Consider the following 17,955-nt stretch of genomic DNA (forward strand, 5'->3'; position numbering starts at 1 on the left):
CGCGATGCCGCAGGCCCTTGGGTGCCGGGCTGGTGGGACTTCCCGATTCCGGAATACATCACGGATGAGCGTCAGGAGGAGTATCGAGTGTTCCGGCAATCGGAGCAGCATCTGTAATTCAGATATAAGACTCGATGCCTGCTCGGCATCGAGTCTTGTTCTTGCACATGACGTTCAAAGCAACGTTTGCGTCGAGATTCTCACGACCAGAGTGGTTGGGAAAATCTTGTGCTTTGAAAATACAACCGTACCCGCAGGCGCATTTAGCTGGCCCATAAGAAACTGCCTCGTACACATTCATTTCTCGACATTCACCTGACCGATCATAGTCAAACCAACTTTTGCGGTTTCAGGGATATCCTCGAAACCAATCACAGATACCGTTTGAGGAATGGATCATTATAACTTTTGGGCGGTCTTGATACACGCCAAAGCCATCACGTCGGAGCTTGCGACAACCGCAGTGATGCCGTGTCCTGTCAACAACGTGAACGCTGCCGCTTGGCCCGACATCGAAACCAATCCACCCGCCTCAAAAATTTTCAAGTCTTCGAACTTTAGCCCGCCGACTCTGCCTCCTCCACATCCAGCCAAATGCTCCCGCATGATTCTCTCACCGGATTTTTCCAAACGTTGGGGTAGTTGCCGTGAGCCGTAATGCCACAGTTTTGTTATTCAGCGGAACAACGTCAGCGCTACATTCTCCAGATTCGCCAATCTCTTATATGCCGCGCAGTAAAGAGATCGTGAAAGGTTGGAAAATGCCAGAGTTTGTCCATCATCAAGCCGATTGCGCCGACGTTTCCAGAACTCAGGCTACCTCCCTTTACATTGGGGCCGGCATAACCGAGCCGCTCTGCCACTTCAAAAATATTGTTACAATTGCACTTCAGATACCTTCGAAGGGCGGATATACACGTAGGAGACAGCCGGCTGCGAGCCCCCGCAGCCAATACGACGTCTCTCATGGAAACCGTTGCGATAAATGTGGTTCGTCCAGCATCACACATAGTAACTACAATAAAGCTGGATGGGCCTTTCGGGCCGTGCAAGTCTTACCGCGACGCGGTAGATGTTATCCCACGAGCCGTTACGAGCAAGATCAGCACCAAGGCCGCCACACCTAGAAACGCAGTACGCAATGTGCTTGCATGAGCGACAAAACCGATAAGCGCCGGGCCCAATAGAATGCCGGAATATCCAATGGTGGTGACTGTAGAGATGGCAAGCCCTACGGGCATGGCTGTCTGCGAGCCGATTAGCGAACAATAAACCGGCACAGTGTTTGACAGACCAAAACCGACCAGTACAAAACCCATTAAATAGAGCAGCCAATAGTCAAGCAAAACAGCAATGGCAATGCCGATCACCACCAAGACACTGCCCCAGATTAGTACGCGTCGACCACCATAATAGGCTTGAAGCCTATCGCCGTTCAAACGCCCAATGGCCATCGCTAACGCAAACCCTGCATAGGCGATACCGGCCAACGCCGGCTCAACGTTATGCATAGTTGTCAAAAATACTGCGCTCCAATCCAACATTGCGCCTTCTACTAAAAATGCGATAAAGCACAGCATGCCAATGGCTAAAACGTTACCAGTCGGCCTTGCGATCAACGGCCCACCTTCATCCGCCCCATAATTTAGGATACGGGAGGCGTGACGCAGGATCGTGGAACCGATAATCACCACAACAGCCAGGGCTGCCTGTAACGGAGAGGCTCCGACCCATAGCAATGCGCTAATCAGCGCGGCACTGAAAATAGCGCCAAGGCTAAACAGTCCATGAAACCCCGACATCATCGGTCGTCCGCGGTCGCGCTCAACTATGACGCCTTGAACGTTCATTGCCACGTCAGCGGCACCAACGCCAGTCCCAAACAGTGCTAGCACTACTGCCAGAGCTACGAAGGATGACAAGGTCGCCAAGAGCGGCAACGTTAAACAAACAATGCCGGCTGATAGCAGCATTGCGAAGCGCACCCCCTTTTTTGCAGTAAGCATGCCCGCGAACGGCATCGTGATCATTGAGCCCAGGCCAAAACATAGAAGCAATAGTCCCAACTCTCCATGCTCTATGCCCGTGCGAATGCGCGCATATGGAACTAACGGTGCCCAAGCCCCCATTGACATACCGGACAATAAAAATGTGAGTCGATAAGTTAACAAATGCGGAAGTGAAATTTGAGGAACCTTTTCGGCGATAGTCATAAATACCTACAATTGAAATGCAAAAGAAAGAACCTTGCATGAGCATACCTATTTTTGGTTTTGCGCATAACCTTTCGTGTTCATGCAGGCGTTATTTATATTTTACAGCAACAATTTAGACCTATTCTTCGCACTGTGACGCACATTCGGATGAGGCGATGCACAAATAAGCGTCAACTTCTTCTATAATGTGAAATTGATTTTACTCTGTGCCTGAAAGATACTGCCCGATGGGGTTTCAACTGTACGTTGAAGAACTATAAGACGACCAGATAACAACCGCAGCGTTATTCGATTATTCAACATGTACGATTTGGCGTTTCCTATGTGTCGACTAACTAAAATCCGATTCCAAAATAGATGATTCATGGTGGGGCAGATTTAAGTCTAAGAAATTCAAGCATGTAAATACGCAATTGGATCTATTCGAAGTTGTTCTTTCTTAGCGATTTACAAAATTACGTTAGACCTTAGCTTGCGAGTTTGGTGGCGAGACGGCGAATCTTGGCTGAAACCTTGTCACCTACAATGCTTGCACGTGCAGAAATCGTCGATAAATGTCTCTAACGCCGATGAGTCGATTTGGCATTCGACTGTCCATCTGCCGTCAGCAAACATCAGTTGGTAACTACAGCAATTGATAAGCGGCGCCCTCACATCGAGCGCCCGAAACTCACGCATCAGGTCGTATGAATGAGCGTGGCTTCCGTGCTTGATCAGCCAAGCGGCAGCTCTGATTAATTGCCTGTGGCTAAAGACCAGAATGTTCTGAGCATCGTGATCCGCAAGCTTGGCCAACATTGCATCTACGCGCTCGAGCAGATGATCGAACGAGCAGCGCCAGGCCCATCAGCAGACTCGGAGTCACCGTTCTCCCAGTATTTTTTCGCATATGGCTTTCGGTCAGCTTGGGTACTGCCAGTGAAGTAGTTTGGACTCAGGTACGTAAACGCTTCAACGGGCCATACTTCGAATCGTGTGAAAGGGAAGCGTTGCGCAGTTGGTAGCGCGGTTGCGACGGCACGGTCAAAGGGCGATGAGTTGATCAGCTCGGGCATGGACGTTATGGATTGATCAGTGACGGCTCTTGCGCATCGTATCGACTTAACGCACTTTCTACATAAAGTATTCCGCAGGGAAGAGAAAAACCAGAAACAGTTACCGATTCGCCCGCCGATACCCCATAAGTATCGGAGTTTTGTTTGCTTGCACCTGGAAGGAGTGCTTGCGTAGAACTCAATCAGGTGCGGCTGCAAAGCATGCTATCAGGGCGTGAGTCCATGCAGTCTCTATAGCGACCTTACCAAGAAAACTCCGTGCTCTCCTGGTTTAAAGCTTCAGAGCGAAGCAGCAGGTGCAGCACGATTTATATCCGCTGATTTAGGGCCTTCAGCGTTCAACGCTGAGCAAACAGCGTCTGCCTCTGTCCTAATTTTGAACACTCCATGCTTGCTGGCTGAACCACCCTCTACGAGATCAACAACTCGATATCGCTTGCCGCCATCATCCAGCGTGGTGGTTTCAATCACTCTAAATCTTGCGTGCATGGTGCTTTCCGTGCATGACATTTGTGACCTACAAGTACCGGCAAAACAATACGATTTCAAGAAAGGAACGTTTTTCAGCTAAGACAATTTATGTCTGCGTTCAGAACCGTTTTCCAGATTTGATCTCCGAGGTAAGACGCATGAGGGGGCGCACCGCGCAAAATCTGCTCGCTTTCGGATACGGGAAGATCTCGTCATGGTTTTTTTCAGTAGTCGCTTGACGATTGTTCTCAATGAGCAAAAATCAGTAGACCATGATCTGCCGGAGGACAGTCATGATTTCTAATTTAGAGCTCCGCCACATCATTGAGTCTGGGTTCAGACCTCTCTCTTGTACCTGCACGACCAACCCCGATGGCTCCCTGATGATCAGGGTGTTTGAGCCTGAAACTGGTCGCGTCGAATTGTTGGAAACAGCGATCTCTACTGCGAATTTGACGTCCAGTCGCTCCATCGCGAATCTAATTGGCGAGCTACGCAGCGAGATGGCGTCTAGAAAAGCTTCATTTGCCGAGCAAGGGCACAGTTGAGCACGTTTCCCAAAGCACAAAACGATGCTTAAGCGTGGGCAGGAAAGTTAAACCACTGGCCTATCGCCCTTTTGGGCTTTAGCCCGGCTCGGATCGCGCCGTACGACAATCGAAGCCACGTAGGATCTTGCTGAAGCGGAGTGTTAGAGATGGCCTTTACCTTCACCCTTCATTACCAACTTAAGTCCGACGAGAACGATATGGACGCGCTTGTGGAACGCTTGGCCGAGGAAGGCTGCGATGATGCATTGGTCGGAATCGGACAACCAGGTCGCTTGGCATTGGAGTTTGTCCGTGAAGCTCCCTCTGCAGATGACGCAATCGAGGGTGCCATAAAAGACGTGCGCCGAGCCGTACCTAACGCACGCTTGATCGGGGCGGCTCTCGCTCCAGCCTGACTGCAGGCGCCATACATTGCGCGGGTGGTTCATGTGAGATTCGATAGACGAGATGTTGGGCTGCAGAGCTTAAGATATTTTGCTATCGCTCTATGGGGCTTTAGCCCGGCTCCACTTTACCTCCTCACGTTTGGCCTCCGTTGCTATGAGCCGGCAAGCATTTCCCGCCAGTAGGTTCTCCGTGGCACGTTTTATAGATCCGGATAATCATCAAGATTAAGGCTAGGAGCACCCCCGTCCACTGGCTCGCGATTAGGCGTATGTATTACTCCGGCTTCAGCATCGGCTCGCATCTGATCAAGCTCTTTGTCAAAAGCCTTATCCTGGACTGTGCGTTTGCTAACGTAGGGCTTCCGCTCAGGGTCTCGCTGCGCTGCATAAGTCGTTAGCGCGTCCGGTTCGTCCAGCAGCTTTTGTTGAACCTGAGATTCGAGCATCGCACGAAGCGAGTCTTTGTCGGGACGGTTTAGCATTGTCATACTCCTTTCGGTCGCCCAGATCCTCCAGCAATGGTTGGGCAAAATGGGGCGGTGGTAAGAACAGATTCGATCAATAGGTCTTTGGGTGCTGAAGGTGCGGATGGCTCCGGGCACACTCTGTAATTGACTATGAAGTCTTTTTGAACCCACCAGCTAGCGAAGCCAGAGTTCTTTGTTCTGGGAAGCTAAAACGATGATGCCTGTCGCTCCTTCGGGCTTAAGCCCGGCTCGACGTCTACACGTCATTTGGTCTGCTCACGACGCCCACTGCAGATTTTTCTTAGGAAAACGCGGCCTCGATAAATGCCTCTAGCGCTTTATCTTCCAGTATCTCAATAGAGAAGTGTCCGAAGCGTTTGGGCAACCAAATGATGCGTGCCCCAGACGGGGATTGCAGGTTCGCACGAGCCAATGGCTTTCCATTTTCGTCTTCTGGCTGAACACCTGCGGCCATCAATTCGTCATAGGCTTTCTCGATGTCCGGTGTCGAGTAGCAGTGGCGGTAAATCATCCCTTCACCCGACGTATCCAATAGCTCTTTCAGGTTCCCCGCCAACGGCTGTACCAACATGAAACGCTCTTGGCCCATCAGCGCAATCGCGTAGCGCACATGCAGGCCACCTCGTTCCCAGACGAGCGTTTTGGAGATCCTGGCGTTAAGTACCTGCGCGTAGTACGCACAGGCTTCGTCGAGATTCTTGACCAGCACATCTACGTGACTGAATTTCAGATCCATTTGCAGTTCCTCCTGTTGAAACGGCGTCCATGGAAAACACGACATCGATGCTTCGCTGATCGAAAACTTTTATCCAAAGTCGTAGTGAAATATCAAAACGACACTGGTAATGTCCCGGCCACGTTCGTCAAACCATTAAGGGATGGAGGCGAAAATAGAAGCCCTGGAGCCGCGAACCTCCGGGGCTTTGTTTTTTCTACACTTTGGCTTTTTCACGTACGGTTTCCATTGCTACTGCACCGGCAATGGTTACGTATTTGTACGTGCAGGCTCAGAGCGCGGCGAGCAAGTGTTCGAGCTGCTCACGCTCCCAAGCACTCAATAGTTCGACAGGATCAGCTCCGTCGCGTTGCCAGAGTTCAAGTGTCCCGACTCGGCCATCAGGCGACCTACAGTACTCGCAGTAATCCAGGGTGTCACAGTCGTTGAAGAGGGTGAGTCGCCAGCCCTCAATCTCAATGGGCATGAGGCCATGGTAGATCTCATTCCATGACTGGATGGTGCTACGCATCATGATTCGTTTGCCGAGTGGGACGTCCATCAATAACTGGCAGACCTCCCGGGCGGTGAGAGGGGAGTTTGTGTTCAATTCATTCTGAGCTCGAGTCATCGCCTGCCCATAGCTAAGCTGCGGTATGAAGTGGCGTCAATGGAAGGTCGCCTCTTCGGGCCAAAGGGCCCGGCTCATCAATTAGCTAAGCATATCCCTCACGATGTAAGCCAAATTTCTCGCATCGTCTATCCCTCGGTGATAGGTATTCGCTCCACTTTTGAGTTTTGCACGAACAGCCTTTCCCAGCGTGATAATGTCCTCATTACATCCAGGACGGACACTTCGATGAAACTCGACAAAGACTTAGTACGCGAGATCCTGTTGGCCATTGAGGCCAGCGACAAAACCCCTGATTCCTGGATCGATCTCACCATCGAAAGTCATAGCGAGGATGAAGTCTCCTATCACGTCATGCTGCTGCACGAGGCTGGGCTCGTAGTGGCGCAAGACCTTTGCTCAATGAATGATTTTGATTGGCGGCCAAAACGCATGACCATCAAGGGGCACGAGTTTCTCGACACCATTCGAGATCGTGAAGTTTGGCGTTTAACGAAAGCAGGCGCTGAAAAAGCTGGAGGGGTGAGCCTGGCTGTGATGTTAGAAATTGGCAAAGCATACGGTAAGCAGGTGCTCAAGGATCGGTTGGGAATTGAGCTGCCATGAGTGACATGGACATCAATTACAACGGCAACGACATCCTCAAAAAGCTTGTCGAAGACGAAGGACGAGCTGGGTTATTGAAGCGACTGGGCGGTTTTCTCATCGCATCGAACGCCTGTTTTTTCCTGGTCTTATTTCTAGTGCTATGCACCAGTCATGTTCCTTCATGGGTGTTGTCCACTCTTTCTGCCGTGGCTGTCTTCCCCCTGTACGCTATCGTATACGGCTGTCAGCAATTGGCTCATGCCAACGACCTAGCTCGAAAAAGAATGTCGGTGGGATATCGCATCGGGGCCTTTCAGCTAGACCGTGGTCTTAACGGAAGGCCGACTCGTTCCCCCTATCGCCCTTACATCTATGCTCCAAACGGAGAGTTGCTTGCCGTTTTGTACAACCAGTGCGATGTGAAGCCCCTGATTGCGCTCCACCTAACCGGGAAGCTCAGCCCTGAGTGGTTACAGCGTCACTGTGTCCCCGAATCAGCTGCGATTACAGCAGAAGACAATAAACGCCACCAGCAGCGTCAGGAAACTGCAGCTCACCAGGCTCAAGTCGCACGCGCGCAAGCGAAAAACTGAGCCAGACAATAGGCCCGCCACATAAAAAAGCGGTCACGGCATCACGGAGGCCGCCAAGTTTGTGATTGGGCGGCTTCGCCTTAATTTTCAGCTCAAATCTTCGTGCCTACGAGCTGAGGTGGCCATGCGCTGGATTGCCTGTGGGGAATGGCCAAATGTTCGCAGGAAAGTCTGTCTCATCCTTTCCTGTCTCCGAAGCGCGTATCTCGGCAATCACCTCAATGGGGTGGCGTCTGCTATCGAGCCTGTACGAATACACGAGAGACCTCAAAAATACTTCCCGAATACTCTTCAGCTATCCCATGGATACAACGGCGAGGTCACTGTGTTGATCCATAGTGGGCTCCGGCCTTTGTGATGCCCATTTCAGCAAGGCACTCGCTGTATTCAATCAGCGATTGCTGCTTCACCTTGTGATTGACGTAGTCGACAAGAAAAAACACGGGGAGCGGCAGATGAGGCTCTGGGACATCTCGCGCCAAGCAGATAATGTGAACCACACCGTACAGCTTTGCCACCAAGATGATCGCTGCTCGCCCTCCGGATTGACTGACTTTGCTGAGAAAGATCACGTGGTGATTGTTGGGGGCTGCGTCGAGCATCGCTTTCATCGAAACATCCTCGACGATTTGGCCACCCACAGACGGCGTCCCGGTCAGTATTCCGTCCTTAACCTTCCGGAATCCGAAATCGGCCACGTAATCCCGCCCTAGATAATAGGCCAGCAGGTTGATGCCTATCTTCGCAATCACTCGCTCTATTACGCCGATGGTCACTGTCATCCCGACCGAAACGATAGGGCCCTCTATGTCTTTCGTAACCTGGGTATCGAATGAAAACTGGTCGACGGCACGAACAAAGAAATTGAGGGCGTCCTCGACTGTGGTACTTGAGGTCTTGAGCACGATGCTCCCGTTCAGGTTCCGGAAGATCGTTGCAGCAGGGATCATACCTTTCGTGCGGGTCTGATCGTAACTTTCCAGCCATAGGCATTCCTGAGGAGGCTTGGCCTGAAGCTTTGACCCACCCACTTGGGTGTAGGTCTCACCTGAGCGAAGCAAGGTGATCGCTTCGTACCGCAGCTCATGCTCAGGGCCCCGTTTGCGAATGCAGGTAACTTGATCGTTCTGAAGCATGGTGGACAGTGACGTGATGAAACTGCGTAGTTCATCTGGGCCTACGGCGGAAGAATCAAATGTCTTCTCGCCTGTTATCTTCAACTGCGGCAGGACAAGCGGTTTCGCGTGCGGGCCGAAGTCAATTTCATCCGGATATCCTGATCCATTGGCCATCTGCTTGTGCTGGGCTTGAATGCCTGGCGCGGTGGTGCGCTTACCTCGGTGGCGGCCCTGCGGCTGCATGAAGGCGCGAGCGATGCCGATGGGGGAACTGCGCAACACCTCCCGCTCCAAGTTGCCAAAGACATCCGTGTTGCAACGCCGACACACCATATCAACCAGCAGGAAGCGACTGTCGTCTGCTCCAAGCCCAGCGCTGATGACATGTTCGTCAGAGAAGGGGCCTGGCCCATCGCAGTAAATGCACAGAAGTGAAGAGGCTGTCGATTGAGTGTTCAAGGAGGGGCTCCTGCAAGCAGCCAAGGGGAGTAACTCGGTAATTATCTAATTTGGAGGTGCCCCAATTTCCCTTCAGTCCCGGTGTGCCCTCGCCATCCATGACGAGGGGAAGGTCGATCAGGGGGAGGCTGTTACGGCTTTTGTATTACCCCGGCGAGCTTTGCGAGGTACCACGTTGGAAGCGGATGGCGGTGCAGCCTGGCCGAAATCGCCATCAGCACTTCCCAAGGCGTGTTGTGCCAAGCGAAGTCCTCTGGGGCAGCGGCGTGACTCGGCACTTTAAGCGAAGCTTCAACTTCCTCTGCTGGCGTCTGCCTGAAGCCTGTCACGCTGCGGGACACACCAACGGCATTCAAATAGACCCCGGAGCTCGTGAGCGTCTGCAGTGACTTTTGGGGGAACCACCGCTCCTTGGTCACTCGCTCCAGCTTCGGAACAATCACCGTAGAAAGTTGATCAATACCCTCCTGATCCCTCAACAGCGCGACCATGGTTCCCAGCAGTGGCACCAATGTCGAGGTTTGGAAGAATCCCTCCCTCCTGGTTTCCTTCCCATAGTGCAAGGCCATGGCATCTTCGAGATCATCGGTATCCACCGGCATGATCCTGTTCTGCTCCAGTCCTGTGTCAAAACGGTCAATGCACTCTCGTACGATGAGTTGGGTGCTGGTGACGTCACCTGCAGCCATGATCGCTGCCATTGCGAGCGAAAGATCGATGGCCTGGCCGTCGTAGACCGGCAAAAAGCAGCCGTTGTGAGCATTGATGAAGGACACGAGTTTTCCGTGCATGGCTAAGACAGCTGCCTGATCTGCTTTTGTTGCTAGGAGCAGCAGAAGTGTGGTGCCCAGGCGGCCAAGCTCGTCGCATACCAAGTCCATATAGAGCACATGATCTGGGCGGTACCGCAGGACATTCCGACGGTTGAGAAGCGATGGCATCACGCGTTCGTAGTACCGCTGCAGGGCATCGGCATGGAGTTTCGCAAGCGTTTCGAATCGCTTCAGAAACTGTGCGTCGTTTTGCAGGCCCAGGGTGATTGATTCGCCCCACAGTCGCAGCAAGAGGTATTCACCCGCGAGAACGCCAGGCTTCTGGTTCCCTTCGCTTTCGCCCCAAACGAGCAGTACGGCCCACCCCACCGCAGCCGCAGCAGCGCGTTTATGGAAGCGGTTCCGGCGCGAGTTGTCGGAGGCGTCCGGGTCATCCTCCAGAGGGCTCATGCAGTCATCGAGGAACCGCACGAACCGGACGAATGACGCGTGCGTGTCTTCCAGGCCGGCCAGAGCGGCCCTCAGGTCAGACTTCCCCTTGTCGAGCAGCAACGCGTCGTCGAAAAGATACTGCTCGATGAACGGGCTCAATTGATCCATGCCCCAGAATTCCAGCGAGCACAGCGTTGAAAATTCCGTCACCTCTTTCGACAGCGCGGAAAAATCCGACTGCGCGTCTTGCTTCAGGACACCGTTTGAAACCAGGATGATGCGCTTTTTCAGCCCCCGCAGGGGTTCTGGCACTCGATTCCGGACGTACTCGGTCGACGCCTGGCGGATGGAGGGCAGGATTGCCTGCTGGGTGCCGTAGAAGTCGTTCCGGCTTACATTTCCGAACTTGATTACGAACAGGAAGACCTCGTTGTCACCTTGGGCATTTTCCTTGGTCGACATCACGTCGACGCCACCCTGATTCACACCAACCTGGGCACGGCTCAGCACCGAATGACTCATGGCTTGGAGAAGATCCGGAAGGAGGGCGTCCAGTTCGTCGCGTTCGCGAAGCCCTGAAAGGTAATGCGAGAGAACCAGCTGGATACTCATTGGCTAGGTTCCTCCCACAGTCGATGCACCAAATGGCTGTAAAAGAGCGGATCGGCAGTCCAGGTCTGAGGCAGTTCCACGCTCATTTCGTGGGTGATCATGGGGATCATCGTTTCTACGGTTTCTTGATCAGTCTGGTACTCCACGGCCACCTGGTTGGAGTACTTGAAGTGCTCAGATAGCATGAACATATCGGCCAGGAAGGAATCACCCCGGGCCTGCTCGGTCACCGCTCGACTTTCGTTCCGGCGTAGGTAACGGAAGCTTCGGCGCATTTCCGATGACATCTGAAGTTCCGCCAGGTGGGGCAGGGCTTCCAGCTCACGGAGTTCGGAGGTAAGCCTCTCGGCGAGGTGCAGGGCGAGCGGCGAGTCGGCAAGCGGAGAGGACTCTGCTTCCAGAAGGCGCTTGCAGGTGGCCGGGTGCTCGACTGCCAGAAATCCTACGACCGTGGCCGTGGTGCTCGAAATCAGCGGGCTAGGGGCCAGGTCTTCGTTCATGCTCAGCACCCAACCCAGTGTGGCGACTACGGGAGCATCCAGCGCACACAACCTGCGGGCTACCGTGGTGGCGCATTTTTCTGTAGTACCGGACAGCGCAAACCTAAGCAACTCAGGGTGTTGCAGGTAACGGACGCTTAGCTCATGGATCAATGCCTTGCTCAGCCTGTAATGCCCCTTGTTGCCGATCCACTCGCAGGCGGCTCGCAGAAACAAGTCGGGGGTCGCGATCTTGCGAAGGCAGACTTTTGTCTCCTGTCGGAGCGTCTCAGCGTCCACCCCTGACTTTTCCGCTTCTCGCCACAGCGCATAGAACTCATCCAGTAATGCCTTGCCATCTGGGTCGGGGTCGGCCCGGTAGAGGCGAAGGTAAAAATCGTTGAACCGCATCATGTCCATCTACATCGGCTCCTGGGCGAGAGTAAACGCTCGTTGAAAAGACCTTCATTGTGACTGGTCACGCCCTGTTTGGCGTGCAACACCGCTATCGAACCATCACTTTTCGTTGCCGCGCAGTAAACGTTCCGACAACACACCTTAGTTCGCCATAGCCGATCGAGAGATGGCTTTTGGAGCTTGAGGCTACTGCTTCTTCGGAATATCTATTGCGACGGTATACCGCCGCGCAATCCAGCCTTCAAGGATTTCGCCTGATACATCAACAGAAAGGTACATCGACACGTGCACACGGTGTCGCAGTAGATGCAGATGGACTCGTTGAGCCGTGGCGATTTTATCATGTGTGCGTATCCGTGGATTTATTCGCACTCAACATGATCAGTATGACCATTCACAACGGTAAGGGGGTGAGACCGCCGAAGCCATGTCTAGAGCTTATGAAGGCTGGGTGCTGAGACTTCGAGTCTACGCGCGACAAGCTTTTACTCTAGATGAAAATGTTGCTTTTTCGGTCGCAGGGGCCTGGCTCAGACAGTAACGGGAGCATCGTAATCTGCAACGGTATTCATAATAATCTGTTCCTACGAAGAATATTTTTGCATCTTCGTTAAAGCCAGCCCTCAAATCGTCCGATTAGAAGTTTAAGAACATACTGATGGGGACATTTATGAGTGAAGAGAGGGCGCAACCAACAGTGTTTTTTGCAGAGCGCGAGTTTATATGTTGGCTAGGGCGTGAGGATGACGAAATGTATTCGTGCCAGGTATCCAGACAGGGAGATCACTACGTCAGTGTAAATTTAGACATCATGTCTATTAGGTTCGTCGACGACGTAGCAGAAGATATCGCACGCTGTCTTTACGATGCTGTGCTCATTACCGTGGGAAATCTCGCAGGGTTTGTGCCAACGCCAGCAGTTCGCCAATGTATGCTTGAGAGGACATATCGTAAAAGAGTTTCCGGAGAGTGGAGTTACTGCGCCAATGGCAGGTTTAACTGCCACGAGACAGAAGATGAAATCTATGTTGTTGAGCTCGCGATGGATGAGAGCGACAAAACTGAGCGGGTGAGGGTTTACACGGTTGAGGACGGTGGAGTAGAGCTTGTTTTCGATTTCATGTGCTATTCGTTCAGCATGCACGACGCAGTGTGGCTTTCTAACGCTTTGATGGAGGCAATGGGACGTGAGCCTTTGGATACCTTGGAGACAACAAGCAAAAGCTGCAGGCCGATGGCTGGTTTCTATCCGGCTGAACTCTGTTTGAATGGTAGGTAGTCCACTAGGATCCTAGCTAGGCAACCCATGCGCCGTTGTGGCTCGACCTGGTGAATACGCGGCGGGGGCGAAGGTCGCCGCTTCGGGCCAAATAGGCCCGGCTCAATGAGGCTTCTTCTTGGCTATGAGCTGACAATGCTACTGCAAACCCGAAAAAATCTCCTGAGTAAACCAAACAGGTAAACCAATCTCCAGCCCATGGCAGTTAGATGGAGGGCTTACCACGACGCCGAGGTTGATCAACCTGCTTAGCTGGTCGCTCGCTATCTCAGATGGAAGACCGGTAAAGGTTTCGAAATCGGTGCGAGGTAACGCGCCCTGAATCAAAAGTGCTAGGAGTGCAGGCATTGTTTCTGGCCTGACGCCTGCTTCCGAAAGTAGCGAGTTTGCTCTGTACGCACGAGTGACGGACTCACGGAGCTTTCGACGATTCAAAGCAACAGTCATGTAATCCACCTCTTCATGGCAGACATCAAGCATGAGTGCGATGAAGCCGAGAAGGGCTTTGTCTGTTCGCTGGAAACCACCAGCAAGTTGTCTCTCTGGCGTGCCACCAGCTAGGCCCAGTGCAGCGTGATACTGCTCCCGTCTACGAGCTATGCCACGAGGCAGCGACCACAAGTGCGGATGCAGTCCGATCTGAGCGAAATGCATATGAACGATCAACCTCGCCACAGCCCCATTAGCGTCAGATAGCGGTTGAGTTTGTACAATGTGATAGTGGTGGGCTAGCGCCGCAATGAGACGGCGACGAAGCTCCGTGATTTCCCCCAACGTGGTCTGCGTGCTAGCTAAGTTGGTTGCGCCTTCCAGCACCTCCAGGACTGTGTTGTGCCCGTCGATGATCCTCGAGTACACAGCGTCAGAGACCTTCAGCTGTCTGCTTAAGCATGCCGCAGTTTCAGGTGCGATCAAGCCGGCTAGAAAAGCTGTCTTCGTTACAAGCGAGTCTGCGCTCGCCAGAATTGGCTGAGAAATCGAATCGGGAAGGGCCGGGTTTGAGACATTCATGCCGCTGACATTATTCGCGACTGGGTTGAAAGGCAATCCGAGTACCGCTGCAGCTGGCGTTCTTATCGAAGGTGGCCGTCCATCTTCAATAGTGCTTTGATTCAGGCAGTGGCTTGAATGGACGTGTCGACGTGATTGAACAGAGTTTTAAAATTAGATTTTCCGAGATCGAAACCGCAGTGCCATCGGCGCCGGGTCTCTATGAGATCGTAACTGACGAAGGAAAGCTGCTGAAGGTAGGGATCAGCGGCAATCTACGTAGACGGCTTATTCAGCACAGGCAATCCAAGCAATCTCGTCTCAAGCTTAAGGAAGGAGGAGAATGGAGCAATCCTAATGATGTCCTGAGCAAGCAGTCGATACTCGCGAAGCACTTGTACTTCCACTCGCCTGTCACTGGCTACGATTTGAAAACGGAAGCAGGTAGGCAAGCCTTTCTGGAGCAGCAGTGCCATCTGTTGGTAACCGTAACCTTGACTCGGGAGGAGGCTCGCGAGATGGAACGGTTGAAGGAGCAAAGCGGTGCATACCAGTTCGTGGGAGTCACGAAGACGTCTAGCTAGGATGACTAGGCTACCCATCGAATTCATATTGTTCCGCGTCTGAGGCCTACACAGTGGGCAATGGGGATGTCGCTACTTCGGGCCACCTGGCCCGGCTTGGTGGTTGGTTTTTTCAGATGGAGGTGAAAGTGCTGTCATCGATCAAGGAATACCAACCAGGGCCCCAGATCTCACAGAGCATTTGGATGACCCTCGGTCTGCCGTCATGCGGCACCAGGCTTCATGACCTCGTTCATGAAGGACTGCCTTTCGAATACCTCGAACGGATAGCAAGCGTCTTGCAGGTGCAGCGAGGGGTTGTCTCCAAAGCTATTTGCATGTCTCCCACAACGATGGCCCGTAGGGCGAAAGCAGGGCGGTTCGACACCGTAGAAAGCGACCGCCTGGTTGCATTGGTAGCTGTTTTTGACGAGGCCCTTTCCCTCTTCGAAAACGATCAGACCGCAGCGACGGACTGGATGAGCTCGCCGGTGCGAGGGCTCGGATCGAAGTGTCCACTCGACATGCTGGGGACGAGAGTGGAGGCGAAAGCTGTCTTCGATCTTATCGGCCAGCTGGAGAGGGGAGTTCTTGTATGAGACCCGACAGACGGACTATTTGATGGGCTCCATCATCTTGGCATCCTCTAACAATCCTCAGGCTGACGAATACCCCATGAGGTTCTAACGCATCTACCTATGCGCTGCTAGGTGTTCTATCTCGGCTGTCCATAGTCGTAAAAAGCGATTCCAATCTCTCGCATAACAATCTTGCCGCAAACGCGTAGACCAGGTGCTCGCCTCTTCGAAACGAGTGCTCCAAGGCTCTGGTATGTTCTCGTCGAGCACGACTACAAAATGCGAACCGCTGACTCCCACGATTTCGGTTTCTGGAACGCGTTTTCTTAGCTCCTCAACCGACATGGCGACTGCATCGCCAATGGGATCATCTCGATCTTGGCGCTCAATTGCATCAAGAATCGCAAGGTGCTGAATCGCTCGAACAGAGCTACCGCAACGGTTAACTAAGGGCCAAATCACAATCCCTGCTGGAGTGCAGGATTGGTTCACGCTGAGGGAAGGTGATTGAGTTGAGTTCATTGAGCAGGAGGGCGGGCAGTTAGCGATGGCTTTAGGTCTCGATCCATAGTTGCCGTCAAAGCCTCTTCGCGTTCAATGTATTTTTCTTTGCTGATTTTTCCTTTTTTGAAATCTTCCAGAAGCCGCTTCCTTCGCATTTCATACGCTTCGTAAGTCCTGGCGACTTCAACGTTATGAATGACCTGTTCGTACTTGGATTTGGCCTTGAATGCGTTGTCTACGTAGTCAAGTAAGCTCTCCAGTGTGGCATGGCCGCTCATGGACATTGCCCGCTCGGCCAGCATCTTGTTGGTCATCAAAGTCTGTCTAAACGAGTCGGGGCTCAATGCCTGTGTTTCAGCAATGAGCTTAGCAACAATGTTAGTACAGAAAGCGTGCCTGAAGAGGTGCGCACATGCCTGCTCTTCAACTCCTGCGGCGCGTCGGATCAACGAAAATTCGGTTGTGAAGGTATCTATCCCAAGGGGTCGGCCGCCTCGCTCGGTGACAAACAGAAAACCGTGATCTGGGACGCCTTTGAATTGCTTCATAATGATACGGCGGTCGCCGCGAATGTAGTTTATGAGGTCGTCAATTAGGACGGGGCTGAGTTCAAGCTCTCGCGTTAAGCCCATCCCACCTCGTTTTAATGTGGTGATAGGGATGATAGGCTTTTTGACTTTTGAGGCAGCAAGTATTTGGGCAACGTTAATTGCTTGAATCTCGGCTCGTCGGGCGCCTAGTTCCTCAAATAATGAAATCATCAAGTGCCGGCGATTACTTAAAAATTCCGACGAAGATATCTCATCGATAGCGTTACGCAATTTGGCGATAGTAGCTTCACCAATAGGTCGGCGGGTTTTCTTGGCATTGGCTGTTCTGAACGACCTGTGGTGAACGCTGGAGCGCTTGAAGGCTCTTCCATTTCGGTAGAAGACTGAGTCCACCATTACAATCGAAATAGTTCCACCTATCCCAACGAAATTTTGCACCCTGTTCATCTCTCCAACATGGGCAAGAAAGTTCAAGCACCTTCTGCCAATATTCGTAATCCTACGCTCCGTTCTTTTGAGTTGACTTTGATTGTTGGGCTTAGTTTCTTTGCGAAGTCCATCGATGAAGTCGCAGAAGTCGTCGTCAGAAAGGGCTATAAAGCTTAGATTGTTGTAATAGCAAAATCTAATCAGGTGGCTAATTTGACCGGCGTATTCGCCAAAGGTACCCCCTTTGGTGCCCACTCTTGATGGGCCATTACCACCACGACCAGGCTGCATACGCGTCTTGATCATGTAGGCGTTGGCTTGAAGACAAGGCGAGCCATCTGGCCATATCATGAAGGGCATGTTGCTGCCATCAATCGTGTGCATCTTATCCTGCGATAAGTAGTTATAAAGTCGCAGCTTTGGAATTGGAGTAAATAATTGAGCTGCTTCGGGGTACTCAACGAATCGCTTGATCATGGGGTACCAACTTTAAGTGCTTTTTAGTGGATAAAATAGCCACGTCATCAAAAGGCGCAGGGTTCAATCCCAATATCTTGATGATCCTGTTGATGGCATCGTTGACTCTCTTTTGCCGCAATCCCATATTGGTGGTGTCAGCGATTGTGATTAAATCCCTGCGATTAATTTCTAGCGCTTGTATAAGTACCATGTTCACGGCTTGTAACGAGGAAATAGAGGCCTTCAACTCTTCGACCTGAATCTCCAATGCGGATCGTGTCCGCTTCTTCGGGGTGGCTAGCTCCTCATTGAACTTGCGTATCGCTTCCTGCGCATTTACCCGTAGTTTATCCAGATGTTGAAAGTTTCGATCGACCTCGAGCCCTGTGAGTCTTTTTTTCAAGGTGTTGAGGCTGATAGGCCTGATCACGAAATTTTCATCTCGTATAGAGAACCTCATTTCTAAAGAGCATAGGCTGCCTTGGCTCTTCAGTGCATCCAGAACCTGTTTGTTTTTTGCATAGGTTCCTGGTGAGTATTCTATATCGATCAACAAACAAAAAATGCTTTCGATGGAGTGATCAATTACTTCGCGCTTGGACAGTGTGCTCATTTTTA

Annotated in this window: 17 protein-coding genes and 1 pseudogene; 7 read left to right on the forward strand and 11 right to left on the reverse strand. The window is 52.1% G+C overall.

Annotated elements, in window-relative coordinates:
* Positions 1-1,055: 1,055 nt before the first annotated feature.
* From ACIP66_RS22735 to ACIP66_RS22745, 3 genes are all read right to left on the reverse strand, one after another.
* The gene (locus tag ACIP66_RS22735; protein ID WP_400651054.1) at positions 1,056-2,213 is read right to left on the reverse strand and encodes an MFS transporter; all 1,158 of its coding nucleotides are present in this window, start codon (positions 2,211-2,213) and stop codon (positions 1,056-1,058) included.
* A 519-nt stretch (positions 2,214-2,732) separates the two neighbouring features.
* Positions 2,733-3,014 carry a hypothetical protein gene (locus ACIP66_RS22740; protein ID WP_400651056.1) on the reverse strand — a complete coding sequence of 94 codons (282 nt, stop codon included), beginning with the start codon at positions 3,012-3,014 and terminating at the stop codon, positions 2,733-2,735.
* A 536-nt stretch (positions 3,015-3,550) separates the two neighbouring features.
* Entirely contained in the window at positions 3,551-3,760 is a 210-nt protein-coding gene (locus ACIP66_RS22745) for a hypothetical protein (protein ID WP_400651059.1), read from the reverse strand.
* A 275-nt stretch (positions 3,761-4,035) separates the two neighbouring features.
* On the opposite strand from ACIP66_RS22745, the gene ACIP66_RS22750 reads away from it, so the two are divergent.
* Together ACIP66_RS22750 and ACIP66_RS22755 are read left to right on the forward strand one after the other, a co-directional pair.
* Positions 4,036-4,290, forward strand: coding sequence for a DUF1652 domain-containing protein (locus ACIP66_RS22750; protein WP_400651061.1), 255 nt, complete (start codon positions 4,036-4,038; stop codon positions 4,288-4,290).
* A 149-nt stretch (positions 4,291-4,439) separates the two neighbouring features.
* A pseudogene (locus ACIP66_RS22755) lies at positions 4,440-4,673 on the forward strand (hypothetical protein); the annotation flags it as partial.
* A 206-nt stretch (positions 4,674-4,879) separates the two neighbouring features.
* On the opposite strand, the gene ACIP66_RS22760 reads toward ACIP66_RS22755, so the two are convergent.
* Together ACIP66_RS22760 and ACIP66_RS22765 are read right to left on the reverse strand one after the other, a co-directional pair.
* Entirely contained in the window at positions 4,880-5,161 is a 282-nt protein-coding gene (locus tag ACIP66_RS22760) for a hypothetical protein (protein ID WP_400651063.1), read from the reverse strand.
* A gap of 286 nt (positions 5,162-5,447) precedes the next feature.
* On the reverse strand, positions 5,448-5,903 hold the full coding sequence (locus tag ACIP66_RS22765) for a VOC family protein (RefSeq protein ID WP_400651065.1): 456 nt from the start codon (positions 5,901-5,903) through the stop codon (positions 5,448-5,450).
* 838 nt (positions 5,904-6,741) lie between these two features.
* Between ACIP66_RS22765 and ACIP66_RS22770 the strand changes: the two genes are divergently transcribed.
* Positions 6,742-7,119 carry a DUF2513 domain-containing protein gene (locus ACIP66_RS22770; protein ID WP_400651068.1) on the forward strand — a complete coding sequence of 126 codons (378 nt, stop codon included), beginning with the start codon at positions 6,742-6,744 and terminating at the stop codon, positions 7,117-7,119.
* Entirely contained in the window at positions 7,116-7,694 is a 579-nt protein-coding gene (locus ACIP66_RS22775) for a hypothetical protein (RefSeq protein WP_400651071.1), read from the forward strand. Before ACIP66_RS22770 ends, ACIP66_RS22775 begins: the two co-directional genes overlap by 4 nt.
* Positions 7,695-8,014: 320 nt before the next feature.
* Here ACIP66_RS22775 and ACIP66_RS22780 read toward each other — a convergent pair whose 3' ends face one another.
* The 3 genes from ACIP66_RS22780 to ACIP66_RS22790 all read right to left on the reverse strand — a co-directional run bounded on the left by ACIP66_RS22780 (position 8,015) and on the right by ACIP66_RS22790 (position 11,987).
* On the reverse strand, positions 8,015-9,271 hold the full coding sequence (locus tag ACIP66_RS22780) for a hypothetical protein (protein ID WP_400651074.1): 1,257 nt from the start codon (positions 9,269-9,271) through the stop codon (positions 8,015-8,017).
* A gap of 131 nt (positions 9,272-9,402) precedes the next feature.
* The gene (locus ACIP66_RS22785) at positions 9,403-11,088 is read right to left on the reverse strand and encodes a hypothetical protein (protein WP_400651075.1); all 1,686 of its coding nucleotides are present in this window, start codon (positions 11,086-11,088) and stop codon (positions 9,403-9,405) included.
* A complete protein-coding gene (locus tag ACIP66_RS22790) occupies positions 11,085-11,987 on the reverse strand; it encodes a hypothetical protein (protein ID WP_400651078.1) in 903 nt (300 codons plus the stop codon). The genes ACIP66_RS22785 and ACIP66_RS22790 overlap by 4 nt, the downstream gene beginning before the upstream one ends.
* 667 nt (positions 11,988-12,654) lie before the next feature.
* Here ACIP66_RS22790 and ACIP66_RS22795 point away from each other — a divergent pair.
* Positions 12,655-13,263, forward strand: a complete 609-nt coding sequence (locus ACIP66_RS22795; protein ID WP_400651081.1) for a hypothetical protein — start codon at positions 12,655-12,657, stop codon at positions 13,261-13,263.
* Between the two features lie 138 nt (positions 13,264-13,401).
* Here ACIP66_RS22795 and ACIP66_RS22800 read toward each other — a convergent pair whose 3' ends face one another.
* Positions 13,402-14,274, reverse strand: a complete 873-nt coding sequence (locus ACIP66_RS22800; RefSeq protein WP_400651083.1) for a hypothetical protein — start codon at positions 14,272-14,274, stop codon at positions 13,402-13,404.
* A 113-nt stretch (positions 14,275-14,387) separates the two neighbouring features.
* Between ACIP66_RS22800 and ACIP66_RS22805 the strand changes: the two genes are divergently transcribed.
* A complete protein-coding gene (locus ACIP66_RS22805) occupies positions 14,388-14,837 on the forward strand; it encodes a hypothetical protein (protein WP_400651086.1) in 450 nt (149 codons plus the stop codon).
* Between the two features lie 185 nt (positions 14,838-15,022).
* Positions 15,023-15,415 (forward strand): antitoxin Xre/MbcA/ParS toxin-binding domain-containing protein, encoded by a 393-nt coding sequence (locus tag ACIP66_RS22810; RefSeq protein WP_400651088.1) that lies wholly within the window; start codon positions 15,023-15,025, stop codon positions 15,413-15,415.
* A gap of 497 nt (positions 15,416-15,912) precedes the next feature.
* On the opposite strand, the gene ACIP66_RS22815 is transcribed toward ACIP66_RS22810, so the two are convergent.
* The gene (locus ACIP66_RS22815; protein ID WP_400651091.1) at positions 15,913-17,355 is read right to left on the reverse strand and encodes a site-specific integrase; all 1,443 of its coding nucleotides are present in this window, start codon (positions 17,353-17,355) and stop codon (positions 15,913-15,915) included.
* The gene (locus ACIP66_RS22820; protein WP_400651094.1) at positions 17,336-17,950 is read right to left on the reverse strand and encodes a hypothetical protein; all 615 of its coding nucleotides are present in this window, start codon (positions 17,948-17,950) and stop codon (positions 17,336-17,338) included. The genes ACIP66_RS22815 and ACIP66_RS22820 overlap by 20 nt, the downstream gene beginning before the upstream one ends.
* Positions 17,951-17,955 lie beyond the last annotated feature (5 nt).

Origin of the sequence: Pseudomonas sp. NPDC088429 (assembly GCF_044753305.1) — a bacterium.
GTDB lineage: Bacteria > Pseudomonadota > Gammaproteobacteria > Pseudomonadales > Pseudomonadaceae > Aquipseudomonas > Aquipseudomonas rustica.